Source organism: Photobacterium jeanii (assembly GCF_001650345.1).
GTDB classification, from domain to species: domain Bacteria; phylum Pseudomonadota; class Gammaproteobacteria; order Enterobacterales; family Vibrionaceae; genus Photobacterium; species Photobacterium jeanii.
Genome location: NZ_LVHF01000029.1, coordinates 50049 through 67784, shown reverse-complemented (window position 1 = coordinate 67784; position 17736 = coordinate 50049). Strand labels below are relative to the sequence as shown.

The window sequence follows — 17736 nt, the reverse complement described above, 5'->3', positions numbered from 1 at the left end:
GCAACGTTGATGTTTGCTGTTGGTTTGCTTAAAACTTTTTCGCTTTGTTGGGTTACTGTTCGGTCGGTGTTGCCACGTTAAATTTAGTCTTTACAGCCTTCTGAGAACCTTATATTATTCGCCGCACTTACGGAGAGATGGCTGAGTGGTTGAAAGCACCGGTCTTGAAAACCGGCATACGTTTGTAGCGTATCTAGGGTTCAAATCCCTATCTCTCCGCCACATTTAAGAAAGGCGCTGATTTATCAGCGCCTTTTTTGCATTTGGCTATGGTGGTGGAATTGGATTTGAATCAAATCCGCCATACCCAGAGCGCTCCGCCACATTTAAGAAAACCGCTGAACATTCAGCGGTTTTTTTTTCGCCTAAATTTTGTGATGATGAAATAGGGTGCTGAATCCTAGAGCTGGGTTCACCTGAGCTAAGCGAAAGCACATTGCCTGTGCCGAAGGCGCGAACAGGCAATAGCCCGAAGGGCGCGAGCTTGCGAGCAGTAAATCCCTATCTCTGTTGCCTCTAGGGCTTTTAGCGCATGTCTAGAACTAGCATTTTCAATTATAAAGCTCTAATGAGTTTAAAATAGCTTAAGAGATGACTTAACGGCTATTTGATTGTAGTAAGAAATTAATATTGAAAGTAAATAATATTTATGAAATATGATGAATTTTATTTTTCATTAAAAAGCAATCGTTTGTCATTTGATTTGTTGCACATCAATTGAAACTTTTTCAAAAATATCTTTATAGCTGTGGTATTTATTTAGTGCGTAAATATTAAGTTTGTCATTTATAATCAATTAATATGGAATTTAATAATGAAAACTGTATTAGCATTAAGTTCTTTAGGCTTGCTTTTTTCTTCAGGGGTATTTGCTCAAAATATGAGTAATGAAGAGATTCAGTCTATTCTTACCGGAGCTGTTTCTTATGATGAAAGATGCTTTGTTGATCTTTCTAATTTAGAGACAGAAATGATACCTAGTGGTTGTAATCAATATGTATTTATCAACTCCAGTGCTGTTGACATTGAACAAAGAAAAGAGAAAACGGCACATTTAATAGGTGTTGGGTTTGAACACCCTTATCTTCTCATTAAGAACCCATATAGCCAGTTAAATAGCGTGATTAGCTTGTTGAATGAGATAAAACCTGATGCGTTAATCACTGAAGTCGACCAACCTGTCAACTCTTATAATGAGGAAGCGGTAAAATCACCTACGAGACATAAGCGCTCTACAAGTTTTAGCAGTGGTAGTACCCAACAGAATCTGGTTACAACGAAATATGTTAGAGAAGAAATTCCATTTTCAAAAACAGAACGTTATGACGGTAGCCAAAAAGCGGTTTTTGAATATAAACTTGATTTCTTTTCTCGATATCCTTTTTTCCACCAATTTGGCTTAGTTTCACCTGATAACAAGAAGTTTGTTAGGGTCAGTTTGGTGAAAAGTCCTGGTATAAATTTCCATGCTACAGGTAAGTCGCCTCGAGGCTGGACTCAGGATGGATATGCACCTCATCAGTCTCGCTATTATTCTTACCCAGATTATCTTGATCAAGTCTCAATTAACACATCTCTAAATGAGAGTGATGTAGAACTCTATGATTTTGAACCAAAAAATACGGATAAGAATCTTTCCAAGTTCAGCAAAACTTCAACAGTAGATATCAATATTGGTATTAGTGTTCCTAAAGTGCCTATTAAGTCTATTGGCGTGAAATCGTCTGAGACAGTCACGTACGAAAATGGTGACTTTATGGGATTTGATGTCACAAATGACACCAAGTCATTTAAAATCACCTATCGTAATAAACGTTATGGATCTCATATTACTGATCACAAAGGATACTGTAATCTGTTAAAAAATACAGAGAACTGGTGTTGGAATTACGCAAGTAGTTCTTATGATGATCCAATGGATTTATATAAGCTAAAAGGCACACCTTACTCCAATGGTTTTGTACCAGTCTTTTCATCAACATATGCTAGCCCATATTATAAAACAGGGCTCTCTACATTGAATATTAATGCAGAGGTTACAGGTATGAATGTGTTGGGTTATAGCTACTGGGCTGCAGGTAGACTTTATTATCATGGTTCTCAGGCAGGTTATAATCCATATGATAAACAATTTATTCTACATCAATATCGAAAATCGACTCAGTTTACTATTGATTGGAGTAGTTCAATTTTCTCTGGGGCTCAGCCTGTAACATTATCCTCCTTGAAAGGCTCAGATCAGCAATCACAGTGTATGACCGTAGGAAAAGATGATTCTATCTCACTGTCAAATTGTGTTGCAGGTGATATTCGTCAACTTTTCTACTATACGCCAAATAACAAAAAGTATGTGTATGCAAATGACCTCAACAAATGTTTATCAACTCAGCAGGAACAATTAGCTGTGGCTGATTGTTCTCGTACAGTGAATAACAATAATTTGGTATGGCAATGGCACGATGAAGCTCGAAACTTCTCACTTTTATACACGCAAACTATTGATGGATTAAAAGTGCTTCAACCATCTGATAGCGGCGATAGGATTGATGTTTTAAAAGTCCAATCTGCTGATATGGCATCGAATGATAATTTGTTCGACTCTCGTCTAGGTGACTTTAAAGTCGGTGGTTAATCTCAAAATCAGAAACTTAATATGATCACAAAGTCAGCGTTAAGTAACTTTAGCGTTGGCTTTTTTATTATTTACATAGTTTGTAACTTCGCGTTCAACAAGCAACGACAGGCTTTACTTTCATTAACTTCCTTGTTTTTCATTTAAATTCCACCATGACCGTGCCAGAAAACCAAAGCTTTTTTTGCTGGCTGATTCTGTTGGCTTTTATCTCTAACCTATTGTTTTTAAATTGCTAATTACGATTGATTAGATGGCTAAATCAGCGATTTGGGTTTAGTTATTTACTGGATTATGCGTATTGGTAATGTCAAAAATGCAAACAATTCATTTTACTCATACTAATAAATCAATAGTATTTTTGTGGTTATCAAGCTGGAAAGTATTGGTTTTCATATTAAAAATACTTGTGTTGCGACAGTCGGAATGTAGGTGCCTTTGATATGAGAATTAAGCTGTTAAAGGAAATTATTTATGACTCAGTTAGTCGATGAAATTGTATTTCAATCAGGGGTCAAACTGCACAATCGTATCGTGATGGCACCGATGACGATTCAATCTGCATTCTTCGATGGCGGCGTAACGCAAGAGATGATCAATTACTACGCGGCACGTTCTGGTGATGCAGGTGTGATCATTGTCGAGAGTGCGTTTGTAGAGAATTACGGCCGTGCTTTCCCGGGTGCGCTCGGTATTGATACCGACAGCAAAATTGCAGGTTTAACTAAGCTTGCCGATGCGATTAAAGCGAAAGGCTCTAAAGCAATTTTGCAAATCTACCATGCGGGTCGTATGGCAAATCCTGAGTTCAATGGCGGACACCAACCGATTTCTGCGAGCCCTGTGGCTGCACTTCGTGACAATGCTGAAACGCCACTTGAGATGACCAAAGCGCAAATCGAAGAGATGATCGAACGCTTTGGTGATGCAGTCAATCGTGCAATCCTAGCAGGCTTCGATGGTGTTGAAATCCACGGTGCTAACACCTACCTGATTCAACAATTTTTCTCGCCGCACTCTAATCGTCGTAAAGACAAATGGGGCGGTAACATTGAGAGACGCACTTCCTTTCCACTAGCTGTACTTGCAAAAACTAAGCAAGTGGCTGAGCAGCACAATAAATCTGATTTCATTATCGGTTACCGCTTCTCTCCTGAAGAGATTGAACAGCCGGGCATTCGCTTTGCTGACACCATGTTCTTACTAGACAAGCTTGCGACTCACGGTTTGGATTACTTCCATTTCTCAATGGGGAGTTGGTTACGTAACTCAATCGTTACGCCAGAAGATCAAGAACCACTTATCGATAAATACCGTAAGCTTCAGTCTGAAAGTGTGGCGAAAGTGCCTGTGATCGGTGTGGGTGGCATTGCTCAGCGCAAAGATGCAGAAAACGCACTTGAGCAAGGTTACGACATGGTCAGTGTCGGTAAAGGGTATTTGGTTGAGCCAACTTGGGCAAGCAAAGCGTTAAACGATGAAACCTGTGCTGAGTTTGCTGATATTGCTCAGCAAGAAGCGCTGCAAATTCCCACACCGCTTTGGGAAATCATGGATTACATGATTGTAGATAGCGCAGCGGAAGCATTGAAGCATCAACGCATCAAAGAATTGCAGAACGTTCCTATTAAATTTAACACGGGGGAATACACAGCATACGGACGAGGCCACAATGGTGATTTGCCTGTGACTGTGACTTTCTCAGAAGACAAAATTCTTAATATTGTGGTCGATTCATCAAAAGAATCAGACGGTATCGCGAACCCAGCTTTTGAGCGTATTCCACAGCAAATCCTAGATGGTCAAACACTGAACATCGACGTGATTTCAGGTGCGACAGTCAGCAGCCAAGCGGTACTGGACGGGGTATCGAACGCGGTTGATCTGGCGGGTGGTAACTCAGAGGCACTGCGCTGCAAAGCTAAAGAAGCGGTGGCATGGTCATCGAAAACCATCGAAGAAACCGTGGATATCGTGGTTGTTGGTGGCGGCGGTGCTGGCTTGAGTGCAACCTTGACGGCACTAGACAAAGGCAAGTCGGTTATTTTGCTTGAGAAGTTCCCTGCAATCGGTGGTAACACGGTGCGTACTGGCGGTTGGGTGAACGCGGCAGAACCAAAATGGCAAGGTGATTTCCCAGCACTCCCTGGCGAAAAAGAAACCTTGATGCTGTTAGCGAAAACAGCGGAATCCGAGTTTGCGGGTGAGTACCTTGAAGATTTCAAAGTACTTAAAGCACAACTAGACGGTTACTTTACAGACCTTGAAAACGGCAAGCAGTACTTGTTTGATTCTGTCGAGTTACACCGCATTCAAACCTACCTTGGCGGTAAACGTACCGACCTAAACGGTGAATCGATTTATGGTCAATACGATTTGGTTGAAACCCTAACATCTCGCTCTATGGAATCTATTGATTGGTTGAGTGAAAAGGGCATTGATTTTGACCGTAGCGTTGTTGAGATCCCAGTTGGTGCCTTGTGGCGTCGTGCACACAAACCTAAACGTCCAAAAGGCGTAGAGTTTGTCGACAAACTATCAAAACGCATCCAAGAGCAAAACGGTCGCATCATTACAGATACACGAGCGACGGATTTGATGGTTGATAGCGGTAAAGTGGTGGGCATCAAAGCGGTTCAAGCGGACGGTACCGAGCTTATCCTACATGTGAATCATGGTGTGGTGTTGGCTTCTGGTGGTTTCGGCGCAAACACTCAGATGATCAAAAAGTACAACACATACTGGAAAGAAATCGCGGACGACATCAAGACCACAAACTCACCAGCATTGGTTGGTGACGGCATCGAAATTGGTGAGAAAGCGGGCGCAGAATTAGTTGGTATGGGCTTTGTGCAATTAATGCCAGTTGGTGACCCTAAATCAGGTGCGCTGCTAACCGGTCTGATTGTGCCACCAGAGAACTTTGTATTCGTGAACAAGCAAGGTAAGCGCTTTGTTGATGAGTGTGGTAGCCGTGACGTGCTTTCTGAGGCGTTTTTCGATAATGGTGGTCTGATTTACATGATTGCTGACGAGAACATTCGTCAAACCGCAGCGAATACATCAGATGAAACCATCGAACGCGAAATCAAAGAAGGCATCATTATTCAAGCTGACACGCTAGAAGAGTTGGCAGAGAAAATTGGCGTTCCGACGCAAGAGCTAACTAACACCATCGCACAATACAACGCTTGTGTGGATGCGGGGCAGGATCCTAAATTCCATAAGAGTGCCTTCGGTTTGAAAGTGGAAAAAGCACCGTTCTACGCAACGCCACGTCAGCCTTCGGTTCACCATACAATGGGCGGCTTGAAGATTGATACAAAGGCGCGAGTGATTGGTAAAGATGGCGACGTTATTCAAGGTCTGTACGCTGCCGGTGAGGTAACGGGTGGCATCCATGCGGGTAACCGCCTCGGTGGTAACGCGCTGATCGATATCTTCACTTATGGTCGTATCGCTGGTGAGAGTGCGTCTGATCTTGTTTAAGCTCTCATTCAAGAGCGAAACAGAGCAAGATAAGTAATAAATAAGAGGGGAGTAATGCTTCCCTCTTTTTCCGCATTCAGCGTTTGGAGAAATCGATGAGTACGAATAAATACAGCGCTAGATTTCAGATGATGGGCACCTTTATCGATGTGGTGGTGTATCACTCGAACGGTGAGCAACTGATCAGAGAAGCCTACGCCCAACTCGCCGATTACGCAGTGCGATTTACGGTCAATCAACCTGACTCTGAGTTGATGCGCGTCAACCAACATGCGGGCATCGCGCCTGTCGGCGTAGCGCAGGATCTATTTGGCTTAGTAAAGCTTGCTAAACAGCACAGTGAAGACACAAGAAATCCTTTTAATATTGCAGTCGGTCCGCTCGTAAAAGCTTGGCGAATTGGTTTTAAAGATGCCAGAGTGCCTTCACAGAAGATCATTGCTGAAAAGCTTTCTTTGGTTGATCCCACCAAGATCATTTTGAATGAAGATGATCACTTGGTGTTTCTCAGCCAAAAGGGGATGGAGATAGACTTGGGCGCGATTGCTAAAGGTTACTTTGCCGATCAGGTAAAAAACAAACTGGTTGAAGCTGGCGTGCAAAGCGGGTTTATCAGTTTGGGTGGGAACGTACTGACCATCGGTCATTCGCCAGATAACAGCAACAAAGCATGGAATGTAGGGATTCAGAACCCATTATCAGATCGTGGTGATGTGCTTCGTGTTGTGCCTTTACAGGGGATGTCGATGGTGACATCAGGTATCAATGAGCGATTTTTTGAATCAAACGGGCAGCGCTACCATCATTTGTTGGATGCTCAAACTGGGATGCCAATTTCAACGGACATTGCTAGCTTAACCATTATTTCTCAGCAATCGGTTGATGGTGAAATTTGGAGCACAGCTGGCTTTTTACCGTCAGTTGAAAGTGCACTTACATATTTAAATGCGCAAGCAGGAATTGAAGCTGTGATAGTGTCAAAACAAGGGCGAGTGAATGTGACTCGTGGTTTTCAAATGTAATAAAGCCAGCTTTACGCTGGCTTTGAACTATCAATAACTCGTGTTTCACTTGAAAGTGACCAAGGTTACTCAGCTACACTCGGTAGGTATTTAGCTACCGCTTCTTTTACAACCCGTGAGCGATCTTTTGCGAGTAGGGCGATGAGGTTTTCGGCATCGCTTGCTTTGCTAAGTATCTCTGGTAGTTCTGCGCGACGACCTGCATGAAGGTAGGCTAGCGCCTTTTTGAAGCTGCTTAATCTTTCACGAGCATGCTCATGAATAAATTCACAACAAGCATCGAATTGCGAATACTTAATGCAGAACAGCGTAATGTGGGCAGGGTTTACTTCCAATTCCATTAGCCAGTTAAGCAAGAAGCGCATGCCAGTTTCTGTCGCTTCATTTTCATATTCGCGTACGCGCTCAAGGTAGGTCTCGAAGTTGATTTCACCTTGAGTAAGCTGGTGGTGCAGCCATGGTTTCTCGTAGTTGCGCTCAATGATCTTGAAACCACGATAGTTGTGGTTGAACAACAATTTAGTGAAGCGATCACGGCGCTCAGGTTCCATAGTCCAAATGAACTGATCCAAGCCGTACATGGTGTACTCTTCAGCGTTCGGGCTGAAGTATTCGCCGGAGAGGTGCTCAGCATACAGTGACGCTATGGCGTCGAAATCAACATCGCCATCAAGGTAGCTTAGAGTTTGTGCCACAATATGCTCAATACGCGCTTCTAGGTTTTGCAGTTCAGCGATACGTGAAACTATAGCTTGGCTATCGACATCTTCTGCAAAAATGAGCAACGGACCACGTGGTAGCGCTTCTTGGTATAACTCTAACGGTACTTCATGATCGGCCATGATGATTGCATGATGATCACCATGCTCTGAGCTAGCACGTTTTTGTACAACAGTGAGCGACATCCAACTCATACCGTCCATATGACAAGGCTTGTCATGCACTGTATTTTCATCGCTAAGAATAGGAAGACGAAGTTTGGCGGGTGTTTTATCGCCATCACCATTGAACAAACATGCTTTGCCGTATTCGTGAGCAAGGGCTTGCTCCCAAGAATGAATATTCAGCTGCACCATAATGTTAAGCGCACGCTTTAAATCATGCTTGAGATCGAGTGGGATCTCAGGGTATTTAAGCGAAGCATGATGAAGAAACTCAATTTTGTCGTGTTCGTTGATGTATTTTAAACCGTCAGCCATCGCTTCTGCTTTTTTACGGTCGATGCTGCCGAACATACTCGTACTGGTACTTGTGATCTCACTGTAGATGCTCAGCCATTGTGAGTAGCGCGTTTCATCATAGAACTGACGGCTCATTTCATAAGCACTTAAAATGCCTTGACTGATCCCCGCTTTTTCAAGTTGCTCATGAATGTTGATGCTATCAAGAACATTGGCAAATTCAATATCGTAGGAATCATCCGAGTAGGCACGTAAGACGTTACGAGCAGCCCGTACTGGCGCTAGAGTGATAATAAATTGCCATAGACGATCGGCTTGTACACGAATAGGCAGCGGAAGTTGGCGTAGCCAGAATGCAATGAGAGTAAAGCGCTGGAAGTCTTCATCATGATCATTGAATAGCTTATAGCCCGGCTGATATTCACTGTACTTGTTGATGTAGATGTTACTCCTGCGGCAGCAATCGTCACGGAATAGTTGTGGTTCCAGCAAAGCTAATAGACTTGCTTGGTCATCTTCCGGTTTTTCTGCGCTGAAGTAAGCTTTGATACGAGCAATATCATCTTCTTTTAAGCCTCTATCATCAGGGCAGTAATAGGCACCATGACTATAGGCTTCTTTGATGATCTTTGAAGCGGCCATTTCCCAAACATTGTGTTCATTTAAATAATTGAACAAGGCATGGGTAACATCGTCGCCAATTTGCTCGTTGAAATCGCGATATAGCTGGTAACTCGCTAGAGCCATAAAGCCCATATCAGGTTCAGGCCAATGTTGCGGGTGGCACAGTTCACGTGATGTTCGCAGCACTTCATCTACGTGTTTTAAGTCTTTGCTGTAAAGGATCTCATCTTCATCGGTGAACTGAGCAAAGATTGATTCCACATCGCGTGAAAGTGCTGGCTCTAATGCCTCGCTGTCAGCTTCAGAATCGTTGTCTGAATCGATTTCAGCGTTAGATAACTGACTGTAGCGACGAAAATAGTCTTGACGTGAAATGAGTGGCTCATCATCTTCAGTAAGAGACTCCATCATGTATTCTCGAAGCTCACGTTTACCTAGTGCATGATAGAAAACGTCAATCACGCGAAGGTATTGTTGGCGGCGAGCCTCGAGTAGCGCTTTTTTGCTATCTGGAGTGACAGTTAGTGTAGTAATTAACCCATTTTCATGTTCAATAGTGGACTCATCACCGAAATGATTGGTTAGCAGATCACCGCGCACCAACTCTAGAATACTACTGAGTTCTTCTGTAATACCTTGGTTGTTATATTCAAAGCTACAAAGATGATCTTCAATTTGAGCTGACATCTCAGGCGCATGCGCTTTGGCAAGTGGGATCAGCTCAATTTCTTCCAATGCATCTAACGCACTTCGGTCTTCACCATTCTCAATGTAGAGCCAAAGATCCTCACCTTGAGGCATGGCCAGGATCAGAGGTTTAAGCACTTCGGTGCCGTAGTTAAGTTCGCATTGGCGCTCACCACGAGCCAGATAAGCGAGGTATTCTGCTCGTTCTTTTAATGCACCTTCTGAAGGTTTAACTAAGATGTTTGAAACTTGGTCACGAATGGTAGCTTCAAGATCATAAGCTTCATTTTCCAACGTGCTTGCCATAAATGGCTGTTGCATGAAGGCATCGAGTGCTTCTTCCTCATCGTAAAAACTGGTGTGAGGGAAAAGGCTCTGGTATAGCCATACCACAGGGCTATGCTGGCTGTAATCTTCCTCTTCTTCTTCCGTGGTATCAATACGGCACAATAAAACAGGCTCAGCTTGAAAACGTGCGATCACCATTTGCTTAAAGCTAGCGTATTGATCGGGATTTTCTTGCAAGTAATCACCAAGCGGTTGATAACTAACTGTATTGCTGTAAGGGTCATTCATGAACATCCCTTTACGGAACGAGGGATTATCACACCAAATGAAGGCTTTGATGATTTCTGGATGCCAGCCGTGTTTTTGTAATAACGAAGCAAGATAGTCTTCATACTGAGTGGCGTGCTCATCGTCCCAGTAAGGAATGAAATATTGCCCGATAAGGTAAGCATATTGCAGGTCTGTGCATGTCAGCATGTACAAGGCTTCAATACCAAAGACACGCATGTCATCAATCCACATATCGCTGGTATCGTTCATACGACGAGTGATGGCAACAATGGCTTTAGCAGTATCGACAACGGTATCTTTGAGTTCAGGATATTGAAGTGCAGCCGCGAACAAGATCACTTCAGAGATATAAGTTTCGCAGTCGTCGGTGATTTCATGATCGTAATAATGGGAACCGCCTTCTTGGCCCATATTTAATGCAGATTGTAATAACGTTAGGTTACTGCCAGCATCACTTGGCTGTAAGCGTCGCTGTTCATCGTTACTACTATGTATGAATTCCACATCAAACTCTTGGTTATGGAATGCTTGATCTGTGTTCAGTAGCGTTTGGTATTGGATTAACGCAGTTTTGATTTGTTGTGGGTCTTGGACATCGAGGGGGATGATTTTATTTTTATCGAATTGGTTCATAGCGCGGCATTATTAAATTAATTACTTTTATAACAGTAACTTTTATCTGCTAGTGGTAAAAGCAAGTTTGCCGGATAGTGCGCGTTTGAGCCGAAAAATTTGATGTGTTTGCCTATATGCTCATACAGGTTGTTCGTTATATGAGCGAATTGGTGAGTGTCATCTTTCCATGTTGAAGTATGCGTATTGTCGTTATTCAGCAGTCCCAATAGGGTGGAGTACCATAATATTGCGCAAAGTAATCAATGAAAGCGCGTACTTTGGGTGCCAATAAGCGAGAACTTGGGTATACCGCCCAAATGGCGGCATTATCAATCAAAGGGGTGTCTTGTAGCACTCTGACTAAAGAGCCGTTGTTAAGATGCTGATAGGCGATCCACGTCGCGCACTTAGCGATTCCCATTCCATCCGCGGCAGCATCACGAACGGCTTCACCATGGTCGATTCGAATTTTACCTTTGGGTTTTATATGCAGTGCACCGTCTGGTGTGTCAAATGTCCAACCATCGAGTCCTGCTTGATTGATGCACAAGTGATTTTTTAGATCGTTGGGTGATTTGGGCTCACCGTATTGTGCTAAGTAGTCAGGAGAGGCGCACATAATGCGCTGATCAGAAGCGAGTTTTTTGGCGATAAGGCTCGAATCTTTTAGATCTGCATTGCGAATGGCGACATCAAAACCCCCTTCGACTAAATCAACCATGGAGTCGGTAAGCCGTATATCAATCGATAAATCAGGATATTGATCGAGGAAGCCATTCAAAGCGGGTATTAAATGCATACGCCCAAAAGAAGCGGGTGCCGTGACTCTTAATGTTCCTTTAGGTTGGGCTTTACCTGTTCCTACGGTAGCGCGAGCAGCATCAACACTGTGAATAATTTCTTCCGCATAAGGCAATAAAGCTTCACCTTCTTCGGTGAGGGATACTTTTCGGGTTGTACGATGAATCAAACGGGCGCCAATACTCTCTTCGAGTTTGCTGATGTGCATGCTGGCCACAGGGGCTGACAGATCCATCTCTTTTCCTGCTTGGCTAATATTGCGGGTAGCTGCGACCCTGACAAACAGTCGAAGATGGTCAATGTTCATCGCTAACTTCCTTATATTTCAATCGCCTGTTTACAAGGTTCAGGTGTGCGCATGTAGAGTCTGAGTCGGTACCAAGCATAAGTGCCAGCTAGTATGTTGGCAACAGCTGCTGCAAATACCGCATTTAGGGTTTCTCCGGTCGAGGCGCCAATCCAAATTGCTGGAATGTAGAACACAATAAGTCTAACGCACGATACCTGCAGTGCTTGTTTTGCCACACCAAGCGCATTAAGCACAGAGACCACTAGCATGCATAAACCTAGCGGCGCATAGCTAAATGGGATCACCCAAAGTGCAGTCGAAAGCCAATCTTGAATAGTGGGTTCTTGGCTAATAAATGGAATTAACAGGCTTGAGCTCGTTGCGATCACTAATGCCATTGTCAAGTGAAAGAAGAGTAAGAACTTGGCAGTCGTTGTAAGTAACGCTGCGATTTTTTCGGGTTGTTTTTCACCTAAATAGCGCCCAATCATAGGTGGAACTGACATGGTCAACGCGAGCGTGAACACCAGCAAAAAGCTTTCCATTCGAGTAAGCAAGCTCCAAAACGCCATCGCATTGGTGCTGATGCGTGAAATCAGTACCATGCAGGTAAAGGCACTGATCGCAGGAAGTAATTGATTGAGAGTGGTCGCTAAGCTGACTTGTGCAAGTTCGATCAGATAATTGAAGCGGTTTAAGCTGTCGCTGATTGCATTGAACCAATGTTTGGCTTTTGCTTTTAGCAACATATAGACGGCACAAAAGGCATAGCCTGTGGTTGTTGCGACGGCTGCACCTACAATACCCATATCAAAGGTAAAGATGAAAAGAGGGTCAAGAATAAGGTTTATCACACTGGCTAAGAAGAACATTTGCCCAGGGGTTTTGGTATCGTCGTTTGCGCGAAATACACAGGTGACTAAATAGAGTGCAGCGACCGAGGTCGCGCTCAATAACCAAAATGGCCAGTACGAATTGAAGATATCTTGCAGAATCTGAAAGTGCGATGATGACACATCCTCTGTCACGAAAGCGGCAAGAATGGGACCTTTCAACGCCCAAAGTCCGACACAGATTAAAGCCACTAAGCTGGTGCCAAGTGTAACTGTCATGGTGGCGGTTGAAGTGGATTTAGTTGTATCTTTAGCGCCACAAGCTTGCGATATGATGGCAGTAGCGGCAACACCAATGCCGACTTGCAAACCAATTATTGCGGTTTGAAAGGGGAGGGTGACCCCTTGTACAGCAAGCTCGTTAATCCCCAACATGCCGATAAAAATCGAATCGACTAACTGTACTAGCATAATTGCAAACACGCCCATAGTTAGGGGGAGTGTCTTATGAAGTACAAGTTTTAGTGTCGGGGAAAGCATGGGCATTACAACATCACCTCAGTCATTAAAGTAATATCAACCTGAATGATTAAGTGATCAGATTGATATGTAACGAATACAGTAAATGAGGTCTACATTCGCAGACCTCAAGGTTGATCGTAAAAATTCATGAAATTATGTAACTACACGCTTATATTGTGACGACAACTTTACCAATTGCTTGACCACTTGCAAGTCGCTTATGTGCCTTTCCAGCCTCTTGAAGCGTAAACGCTTGGTTATCAAGTACAGGCTTTAATGCGCCAGCTTCTGCAATGGTTGCGAGTTCTTTAAGGATTCTACCGTGCTCACTGCGGTTGTGATTGTGGATCATAGGGATCAGCATGAATACGACATGCAGTGAGAGTCCTTTCATGTGAACCATAGTTAGATCTTGCTCATGCATGGCTAGGGTAGTGGCAATTTGTCCGTTAAGCTTTGCCGCTTCGATGGAGTTATTCAGGTTAGCACCACCTACAGAATCGAAGATGAGATCAAAGCCAGTACCAGATGTGTATTTTTCAACGTAGTCAGCGACTGATTCTGCTTTGAAGTCGATGGCGGTAGCGCCAAGGTTGCTGATTAAATCGGTCTGTTCGCCTGCTGCGCCAGTAGCGAAGACTTCAGTACCAAAGTGTCGTGCTAATTGAACGGCAATATGACCAACACCGCCGGCACCACCGTGCACCAGTACTTTTTGATTTTGTGTGATCCCAGCTCGCTGTAAACCTTCATATGCAGTAATGCCGACAAGAGGTATTGCAGCGGCTTCACGCATTGAAAGGTTTTTGGGTTTGTGTGCGATTAGCTCAGCGTCTGCGACCATGTATTCTGCTAATGAGCCTTGAATATCTCCAAGTCCTCCAGCGCAGCCAAAAACTTCATCGCCAATGGCATAACCAGTGACACCGTCACCAATAGCTTCCACAGTACCTGCGAAATCCATACCTAAAACGCCCGGTAGTTGAGGATGGAAAGGCAGTGCCTCACCCATTTCACGCAGCATCATATCAATGGTGTTGACGCTCGATGCGGCGATTTTAACAACAACATGACCCGCTTTAACTTCTGGTTTTGGGATTTCTGCTAATTCAAATACTTCTGTTCCACCAAACTGACGAATGACCGCTGCTTTCATTGCACTTAACCTCTACTGTAATTTGTATGGTTTCAGTATAAGTACTCAGTTTTAATTGATAATGGCGCTAAATGACGAATCAGTTTTAACTTTTCTTTAATAGTTGAGCAGGCGTTCTGTTCTTATTCTTTAGTTGTTGTTTGCAAGCGCAGTAACTTGAAGAAAGGAAAGTGTTATGGCTTACGAAGGCTACGCAACGTTTACGGCAAAACAAGAAGACGCGATTCTCTATGTAACATTCGACTTTGGTACAGTGAATGTACAAGGGCAAGAGATGCTTTCTGATTTGAATGGATTAGCTTTGCGCCTTGAGCGAGATCGCCGTGTGAAAGTGGTGGTGTTTCAATCGGCTAATCCTGAAATTTGGGTTTGTCATTACGATACCGACTTGCTTAAAGATATGTCGACAGAGGCGGTCTCTCGTGAAGATGCGCAGCTACTTGATTTGCAAGTGGTATTAGAGAGGATCAGTAAACTACCGCAAGCCACGATTGCCAAGCTTGAAGGCTTTGCTCGTGGTGGTGGTCATGAATTTGCGCTTGCGTGTGATATGCGATTTGCCGCACGAGGTAAGTATAAATTCATGCAAATGGAAGTGGGGATGGGGATCTTACCTTGTGGTGGCGGTGCATCGCGTATGGCTCGTCAGATTGGGCTAGGTAGAGCATTAGAAATTGTGCTAAGTGCAAGGGATTTTGATGCGGATGAAGCAGAAGCTTACGGCATAATTAATAAAGCGTTAGAACCTGATGAAATTGGTCCTTATGTTGATGCGTTAGCGCAACGTATTGCGAAATTTCCGGCTGAATCAATTAATGCATGTAAACAAATGGTGTATGAATCGATTGATCAGCCTATTAAGGATGCCTTGAAAGCAGAGGCGTACTGGTTATATCAAGCGACCAGTAAAACGCCTGCAGTGAAACGCTTCCAAATTGCCGATGAACAAGGCTTAGAACACGATATTGAAAATCAAAGGAACTGGGAAACCTTGGTGATGAAGGTGCAAGATATTAAATAACTTCTGAGGCTAAGTGAGCAGTGCTTTTGTTGCTATTCATTCGCCCCGAGATACTGGGGCGAAATTATTCTTGTCCCTTAGCTCAATAGCTGGCTTGTTGCCTTGTTGCTTGTTTATTTAAGGAAATAACGCAGCATTTGTACATTCCGCCGTGGGTATCTAAATTAGTTTTAGGCTTTGTTATCAGTACTGGAATAGGAGTGAACATGGCACATTCGGTGAAGCTTAAGGCAGGAGATACTTTCCCTTCATTAGATGCGACGTTGTTGGATGGCAGCAGGGTAACGTTGGGGAAACCGCAAGGTGAAGCGACATGGCAGGCGGTGTTTGTTTATCGTGGTAAGCATTGCCCGCTTTGTACTAAGTATTTGAATGAAATCGAAAGTTACAAACAAGCATTTTCTGATGCAGGTGTTGATATTCTTGCTGTATCGGGGGATGCGAAACATCAACTAGAAGCGCATTTAGAGCAGCTAGAGGTAAGTTTTCCTATCGCTTACGGCTTAACCGAAGAGCAAATGAAAACCTTAGGCGTGTATATTTCATTGCCGCGCTCGGAAAAAGAAACGGATCATAACTTCTCTGAACCCGGTTTATTTATCGTAAATGAGCATGGAAACTTGCACGTTGTTGATATTTCCAATAATCCTTTTGTTCGTCCAGAGTTGGGGGCGTTGACTCGCGGTCTTGCTTGGATACGAGATCCTGAAAATCATTATCCTATTCGCGGGACTTTGGATTATTAGCTTTAACTTATGTCCACCATGAGAATGCTATTTCAGCCCATTTTTATCGAATGGGCTGATTTGTTTATGGTGCCTTGTTTAAAAGCGTTTTTGAGGTGAGTTAGCGCTAGCTGTTAAAGCTCTGTAGCCAAGGTTGCTGTGCCTCGACCATTTTTTCAAACATGGCGTTGATTTGCTCCAAGGTACAGACGGTTGCGGTAACTGGGTCTAAGGCTAATGCGTAACGTGCGGCATCGAGATCGCGATTAAGCGCAGCCTCAACAATTAGCTCTTGTACGGCAGTATTGGATTTAATCAAACTCGCGCACTGTGTTGGTAAACTTCCCATCGCTTGTGGCTGAAGCCCTTTGTCATCAACCCAAATTGGCACTTCTACCACACAGTTTTGCGGAAGGTTATCAATTAACAAACCATCGGGTTGTTGGTTTGCCACATTGCCATTAATACGTGTGCGCTCACCACTAAGCATGGCATTAATGATTTTCGGTGCATTCAACATATTGGGTGCAATGATAAAGTCTTGTTTGCCTGCTAGCTGAGCGTCAATTTCGGCTTTACCCGCGGCATGGACTTTTTCTTCTAGCGCGAGTAGATCCCAACGCAGTGGCAAGAAGTGATTGATCATTTCTTCATTTTTACGGAAGTAAGGTACGTAATCGCTGCAATGCCAGTGGTTTTCAGTGCACCAGTAGTTGAAGAATTTTAGCATTTCACAGCGTACGCCATCGGCTTGGTAAACCTCTGATTGGTTGGGAAGTTCACGGATCTGCGCCATAAGATCTTCACCGTTGGCGTGCATCTTGGTGACCCACGTCATGTGGTTGATACCAGCAAACTCATAATCAATATGGTCAGGCACTTCATGGTACATCAATTGTTGCCAGCGCTCAGGAGTTGAAGGGTGATCAACCCAAGCCCCTTGTTGTAAATAACCCGCCAGTTGAGCCACTGTGTATCGCACGCCGTAGCACAGACCAATAGATTGAATAGAGCTGAACTCTTTCGCTGCCCAAGTTAGTGGCGCAAGTGGGTTAGCATAATTGATGAACAGTGCTTGAGGGCAAATGTCTTCCATATCTCGCAGTATCGCGAGCATAGGTGGAATGTGGCGTAGAGCGCGGAAAATCCCTCCAGGTCCCATGGTATCGCCCACTTCTTGGATAACACCGTACTTGGCTGGAATATCCATATCTAATCGCCAAGGTTCAAGCCCGCCCACTTGAATTGCATTAATCACAAAGTCAGCACCTTGAAGTGCTTCTCGTTGATCTGTGCTCATTTTGACGGTAACGGGTAATTGGGCTTGCTCGATCATTTTAGCGACTACTTGTCCGCTTTTTGCCAGTACATCTTGTTGGATATCCATAAGCATGATGGTTGAACCTGCCAGCGAAGGATAAGACAACAATGCAGAGCAAATTTGGCGAGTGAACATAACGCTGCCCGCCCCAATGATAGTAATTTGTGCCATAACGAATCCTTTTACTATGAAACCAAAAAACGAAAATCACTCAGACGAGCAGCGATGAAGCCAACTAT

At 43.8% G+C, this 17736-nt stretch carries 10 protein-coding genes and 1 tRNA gene; 6 read left to right on the top strand and 5 right to left on the bottom strand.

Annotated features, from left to right (window positions below):
* Positions 1-131 precede the first annotated feature (131 nt).
* From A3K86_RS15145 to A3K86_RS15130, 4 genes are all read left to right on the top strand, one after another.
* Positions 132-222, top strand: a tRNA-Ser gene (locus tag A3K86_RS15145).
* 592 nt (positions 223-814) lie between these two features.
* Complete coding sequence (locus A3K86_RS15140; protein ID WP_068332855.1) at positions 815-2632, top strand: RICIN domain-containing protein; 1818 nt, start codon at positions 815-817, stop codon at positions 2630-2632.
* 474 nt (positions 2633-3106) lie between these two features.
* Positions 3107-6121, top strand: coding sequence for an NADH-dependent flavin oxidoreductase (locus tag A3K86_RS15135; RefSeq protein ID WP_068332852.1), 3015 nt, complete (start codon positions 3107-3109; stop codon positions 6119-6121).
* 95 nt (positions 6122-6216) lie between these two features.
* Positions 6217-7143 carry an FAD:protein FMN transferase gene (locus A3K86_RS15130; protein ID WP_068332849.1) on the top strand — a complete coding sequence of 309 codons (927 nt, stop codon included), beginning with the start codon at positions 6217-6219 and terminating at the stop codon, positions 7141-7143.
* A gap of 65 nt (positions 7144-7208) precedes the next feature.
* On the opposite strand, the gene A3K86_RS15125 is transcribed toward A3K86_RS15130, so the two are convergent.
* The 4 genes from A3K86_RS15125 to A3K86_RS15110 form a co-directional block, all read right to left on the bottom strand.
* Positions 7209-10847 (bottom strand): hypothetical protein, encoded by a 3639-nt coding sequence (locus tag A3K86_RS15125; RefSeq protein ID WP_068332846.1) that lies wholly within the window; start codon positions 10845-10847, stop codon positions 7209-7211.
* A 196-nt stretch (positions 10848-11043) separates the two neighbouring features.
* Positions 11044-11937, bottom strand: a complete 894-nt coding sequence (locus tag A3K86_RS15120; protein WP_068332843.1) for a LysR family transcriptional regulator — start codon at positions 11935-11937, stop codon at positions 11044-11046.
* 11 nt (positions 11938-11948) lie between these two features.
* On the bottom strand, positions 11949-13298 hold the full coding sequence (locus tag A3K86_RS15115; protein WP_068332840.1) for an MATE family efflux transporter: 1350 nt from the start codon (positions 13296-13298) through the stop codon (positions 11949-11951).
* A gap of 145 nt (positions 13299-13443) precedes the next feature.
* Entirely contained in the window at positions 13444-14430 is a 987-nt protein-coding gene (locus A3K86_RS15110; RefSeq protein ID WP_068332837.1) for a zinc-dependent alcohol dehydrogenase family protein, read from the bottom strand.
* Positions 14431-14605: 175 nt separating this feature from the next.
* Between A3K86_RS15110 and A3K86_RS15105 the strand changes: the two genes are divergently transcribed.
* Together A3K86_RS15105 and A3K86_RS15100 are read left to right on the top strand one after the other, a co-directional pair.
* Positions 14606-15451 carry an enoyl-CoA hydratase/isomerase family protein gene (locus A3K86_RS15105; protein ID WP_068332835.1) on the top strand — a complete coding sequence of 282 codons (846 nt, stop codon included), beginning with the start codon at positions 14606-14608 and terminating at the stop codon, positions 15449-15451.
* Positions 15452-15657: 206 nt separating this feature from the next.
* Complete coding sequence (locus tag A3K86_RS15100; RefSeq protein WP_068332832.1) at positions 15658-16197, top strand: redoxin domain-containing protein; 540 nt, start codon at positions 15658-15660, stop codon at positions 16195-16197.
* Between the two features lie 106 nt (positions 16198-16303).
* On the opposite strand, the gene melA is transcribed toward A3K86_RS15100, so the two are convergent.
* A complete protein-coding gene (gene melA / locus A3K86_RS15095) occupies positions 16304-17668 on the bottom strand; it encodes an alpha-galactosidase (protein ID WP_068332829.1) in 1365 nt (454 codons plus the stop codon).
* Between the last annotated feature and the right edge of the window lie 68 nt (positions 17669-17736).